4 protein-coding genes and 1 pseudogene are annotated in these 4290 nt (G+C 59.5%); all 5 read left to right on the top strand.

What is annotated here, in order from left to right; genetic code table 11:
• Positions 1–467, top strand: a 467-nt coding sequence (locus EN745_RS30935; protein ID WP_127423001.1) for an RbsD/FucU domain-containing protein, incomplete at its 5' end; no start/stop codon positions are given.
• Between the two features lie 17 nt (positions 468–484).
• Entirely contained in the window at positions 485–1264 is a 780-nt protein-coding gene (locus tag EN745_RS30930; RefSeq protein WP_127423000.1) for an alpha/beta fold hydrolase, read from the top strand.
• A 409-nt stretch (positions 1265–1673) separates the two neighbouring features.
• On the top strand, positions 1674–2750 hold the full coding sequence (locus EN745_RS30925) for a sugar ABC transporter substrate-binding protein (RefSeq protein ID WP_189363214.1): 1077 nt from the start codon (positions 1674–1676) through the stop codon (positions 2748–2750).
• A gap of 33 nt (positions 2751–2783) precedes the next feature.
• Complete coding sequence (locus EN745_RS30920; RefSeq protein WP_210201955.1) at positions 2784–3533, top strand: ATP-binding cassette domain-containing protein; 750 nt, start codon at positions 2784–2786, stop codon at positions 3531–3533.
• 13 nt (positions 3534–3546) lie between these two features.
• A pseudogene (locus EN745_RS30915) lies at positions 3547–4290 on the top strand (hypothetical protein); the annotation flags it as partial.

Below are 4290 nucleotides of genomic sequence, written 5' to 3'. Positions count from 1 at the left end.
GGCCGAGAATACTGAACCAAAGGTTGGCAGCGGCGCTGGCCGACCTGCGCCATGGCGAGTTGATATTCATTGCCGATGCCGGCAGTGGCACGTCAGCCAAGGCGCTGCGTTCGTTGGCGCCTGATGTGGAGATCCTCGACCTGGAAGTTGTTACCGGCGTGCCGTCGATCGACGATCTCGTTCCCGTGATCTGCGACGTCGGCGACATCGAGGCCTGCATCGTCACCAAGGACATGCGCGGCGCAAATCCCGATGGCTTCGCGATGCTGTCCAGGCTCTTCGATGAGAAACACATCTACGAAGTGCCTTACATCCCGGATTATTACGACCTTCGCGATCGGTGCAAGCTGTTTGTCCAGACGGGCGACTATCGCGTGCATGCCAATGTGATCCTTGTCGGCGGCTATCCAAGCGCAGACATTCCTATGGACATGATCCTCAACGGGCTTGCCCCTAAAACGAAGTAACCCGCCACAGGTGGTCGATGCCAAGGTTTGAGGGCGCTTCCGGACAGGTCTACTACCGCCACTGGGCTCCGCTGAAGCCCACTGCGCAGATCGTCTTTCTGCATGGATATGGCGAACATAGCGGCCTCTACCATCGCTTCGCGAACTCCTTGAATGCACAGGGAATCGGCGTCTGGGCTCTTGATGCAATCGGACACGGGCTCTCGGATGGCGAGCGGGGCAATCCCGGCTCCATGGCCTATCTGAGAACGAATGCCGAGCGCCTGACAGGGATAGCGCAGCGGGAAAACCCCGGGCTTCCAATGGCGCTGGTAGGGCATTCGATGGGCGCGATGACGGCAGCTGCGGTGGTCATTGCCGGCGCTGGCCCCTTCCGTGGGGTGGTGCTCGGCGGCATGCCTGTCGAGGGGATCAGCCAAGAGCAAGAGCGCCAGGCTGAGCAAGGCGTGATGTCGCTTGACCCCTTCTATCTAGACGAACTGGAATTCGACCCACTCAAGTTCGATGCAACGATGGCCTTCGTCCATCTAAGAAGCGTCCTCTCGGCGCCGGTCTGTGAGCAGATACAGGCCGGATTGCTTGAACTCAGCCTTCCCGCGCTCATGATCAGCGGGGACAAGGACATGTTTTGCCCTCCTGATCTCGCGCGGCGCTGGGCGTCACGAATTCCAGGCGCAAGGCATCACCTGTTCGCCAATACCCATCACGATCTCATCAACGATGCGAGCCATGCCGACGTTGCGGACGTTATTGCGCAAGCCGTGATCGGATGGACGGTTGGTACGCGAGCCCGCTGATCCGCCGGACGCGGCACACTGATACGCCAATCAGCACTGCAGCACACGTGCGATGGTCGTTCGCCGACCGCTATGTGTTCTCGCGGACGAAGCCTACATGGCCTGAAACACTCCAACCTCTTTGCGCTTGACACCGTCGCTCCAGCGCGCCATTTTGAAAACGTTTACACGCATTCACCGAAGACCGTCGCAGAAACGGCTGATATCGATGCGTAAGGCGATGGGAGCGCGTCCAAGGGCGGAGGCCGGAACTTTCAAAATAGCAATCTCCCAAAATGACGGAGCACGGCCGAAGCCAGGCTCCAAGCCCTGTGATGTTCCGAAACTCGGATGATGCGGCGGACCAGAGAGAGAACAGCGAAAATGGAAGGATCTCGTAATGCTTAGGAAATTCGTTGGGAAAATTCGCATGCCAGCGCTGATGTGCGGGTTCGCGGCATGCATGGCACTCACGCCTGCCGCCGCCGCAGAAGATCTTACCGGCAAGATCTACTTTATCCTGCCCGACTTCACGACAGTCCGCTTCGAGCAGTTCGACAAGCCGGCCTTCTTGAAGGCCGCCAAGGAACTGGTGCCGAACATGACAGTTGAGATTCTCAACTCCGAAAACAACGTGCAGCAACAGACCTCGCAGGTTCAGGCCGCTATCGCCAACGATGCCAAAGCGATCGTCATGGTTGCCGTCGATCCAATGCAGACCGCGGGCACCTTGGCTCTGGCCGAGCAAGCCGGGATCCCACTCATATGCACCATTCACGCTTGCACTGGCGGGCCTGCCTACGCCTACCTGACCGCCCCTTTCGTTGAAATCGGCCAGAAGCAGGCGCAGGCGGCGGCCAAGGTAATCGAGGAGATGAACGCCAAGACCGGCAAGCCTGTGCGGCTGGCGAAGATTTACGGCGATCCCAAGTTTCCGTTCTACGGCGACCAGGTGAAGGGCATTGGCGAATATCTCGATCCGCTGATCAAGGCCGGCAAATTGGAGGTCGTTTGTCAGGCGGATGCGCTGCTTTGGCTCCCGGCCAATGCTCAGACTGCAATGGATCAGTGCCTGACCAAGACCCACAATGGCGTCGATGCGATCTTCTCGATGAATGACGACACCGGCGGTGCGGCGCTGGCTGCAGTGGAAGCCGCCGGGCTCAAGGGGATCAAGCTGTTTGGCGGGTACGACGCCACTCTTGCCGGCGTGCAGCGCGTTGCTGCCGGCCTGCAGGAGATGGACATGACGGTGGACTATGTCGCGATGAACAAGCTGGCCGTCCAGTTGGCCGTGCACGCGATGAAGGGCGAAAAGATACCGGCGGATCTCGTCGCGACCACGTTCGACAACGGCTACAAGGGGGGCATTGCCGAAGTGGACGCGCCAAATAGCGTCATCACCAAGGACAACATCCAGAAATCGGTGGTCGACACCGGTCTTTATACCAAGGAGCAGATCTGCGCCAAAGGCGTGGCCGCCGACTCCGCCTTCTGTCGCGGCTGATGCAGAGAAGCGGTAATAAACAAGATGGTCGCCATGAACGACGACGCTCCAATCCTGTCCCTGGCGGGAATTGGGAAGCACTATGGCGGCATCACCGCCCTTTCGGGCGTCGATTTCGATGTCCGGGAGGGAGAGGTCGTGGCGCTGGCCGGAGATAACGGCGCCGGAAAGTCGACCCTCGTCAAGATCATCAGCGGGATCGTTTCCGCCGACGAGGGCAGGATTCTGTTCAATGGCCAAGAGGTGTCGCTGAGGAAGCCGCAGGATGCGGCGGAGCTGGGCATTCAGACGGTCTATCAGGACCTCGCGCTTTGCGACAATCTTGATACCGTTCAAAACCTTTTCCTAGGAAGGGAAATGCATTCAGGGCTGCTTCGGGGTGCAAAGCTCTCGCGACCGCTGATGGAATCTCGAGCCCATGCGGCCCTGTCCAGTCTCAACGTGAAGATCAGGGACTACAGTGTCTCCGTGGGACGGCTTTCTGGCGGCCAGCGCCAGTCTGTGGCCATCGCGCGCGCGGTTCTGTCGAAACCGCGAGTGATTCTGCTCGACGAGCCAACCGCCGCGCTTGGCGTGGCGCAACGGGCGGAGGTCATGGCACTCATCGCGCGCCTTCGCGAGCAGGGTCTGGGCGTGATCCTCGTCTCTCACGACCTGGGTGATGTGTTGGACATTGCAGACAGGATCGTGGTCCTGCGCCTGGGGCGCAAAGCCGCCGAGCGGCCAGTCGCGGAATGGACGAGGAGCAGCCTGGTCGCAGCCATAACCGGCACAGACCATTGAAGGGATGCAGGCAATGAACACCACGAGACAACAAGTTTCTTTCACAACGGCGCCTGCGAAAATCAGTTTCAGGCAGAACCTGCTTGAAGCGCTATCGACAAAATGGCGTGTCGTACCGGTCCTGCTGTCGCTGGCTCTCATCTGGGCGATCTTTGCCTCGCAATCTCCAGTGTTTCTGTCGGCGCGCAACCTGACCAACCTTGCCGATCAGATAGCGACCACAAGCATCGTGGCACTCGGGCTTGTCCTCGTACTTGTCGTTGCCGAGATCGATCTTTCGGTTGCCGGTCTCGCGGCGGTGTGCGCCGGCATTGTCGGCGTGCTCGTCGTCAACATGGACGTCGGCCTGTCGATCGCGCTAATCATCGCGATTGCCGTCGGCGGCCTCTACGGTTTGCTGCAGGGTTCGATGATCGTCTATAGCGGCGCACCGGCCTTCATCGTCACACTCGGCTTCTCGCTCATGCTGCAAGGTGTCTTGCTGATTTTGCTTCCGGCAGAAAGCGGCCTTGTTCCTCTCGCCGGGACCGATTTGCAGTTCCTGGCCGCTTATCGTCTGCCAACGACCGTCAGCTATGCCTTGCCCGCGGCCGTCGGGCTGATAGGCCTTGCCATGCGATTGAACGATCACCGCCAAAGAGTGGCCTACGGTTTGCCATCGAATTTGATGCGCTCCATGGCCATTGGCGTCGCCATCATTTTTGCCAGTCTGGCGGTTGTCGCCATTTTCAATGCTTACCGAGGCGTGCCTCTGACC

Origin of the sequence: Mesorhizobium sp. M4A.F.Ca.ET.022.05.2.1, from assembly GCF_003998845.1 — a bacterium.
Classification (GTDB): Bacteria; Pseudomonadota; Alphaproteobacteria; order Rhizobiales; family Rhizobiaceae; genus Mesorhizobium.
Note: the sequence above shows the minus strand (reverse complement) of the source record. Positions and strands in the feature narration are given on the sequence as shown.